We start from the raw sequence: 481 nt of genomic DNA, 5'->3' as shown, positions 1-481 counted from the left end.
GCTCGCCGCGGTCACTGTATTTATCTCGTGGATGACTTGCCGTCCGAACTCGACGACCAGCACCGCCGCGCTCTGTGCCGCTTGCTTGAAGAATTACGCTGCCAGGTGTTCATCACCTGTGTAGATCACGAATTACTGAGGGAAGGCTGGCAGACGGAAACGCCAGTTGCTTTGTTCCACGTGGAACAAGGCCGTATCACCCAGACCCACGACCATCGGGAGTGAAGGCATGAGCGAAAATCAAACGTACGACTCCTCCAGCATCAAGGTGCTGAAAGGTTTGGATGCCGTACGCAAGCGTCCCGGCATGTACATTGGCGACACCGATGATGGTAGCGGCCTGCACCACATGGTCTTCGAAGTGGTCGACAACTCGATCGACGAAGCCCTCGCCGGTCACTGCGATGACATCACTGTCATTATTCACCCGGACGAATCCATCAGTGTCCGCGACAACGGTCGCGGCATTCCGGTCGATGTG

The 481-nt window shown here is 56.5% G+C and carries 1 protein-coding gene and 1 pseudogene; both read left to right on the top strand.

Annotated features, from left to right (window positions below; all coding sequences use genetic code 11):
* A pseudogene (locus tag QWI17_RS06045) lies at positions 1-225 on the top strand (hypothetical protein); the annotation flags it as partial.
* Positions 226-229: 4 nt separating this feature from the next.
* The coding region (locus QWI17_RS06040; RefSeq protein WP_302721621.1) for an ATP-binding protein at positions 230-481 on the top strand (252 nt) is incomplete at its 3' end.

It is taken from the genome of Gilvimarinus gilvus, from assembly GCF_030518155.1.
Taxonomy (GTDB): Bacteria; Pseudomonadota; Gammaproteobacteria; order Pseudomonadales; family Cellvibrionaceae; genus Gilvimarinus; species Gilvimarinus gilvus.
The sequence above is the reverse complement of the archived record's forward strand: the minus strand, read 5'-3'. Positions and strand labels throughout refer to the sequence as shown.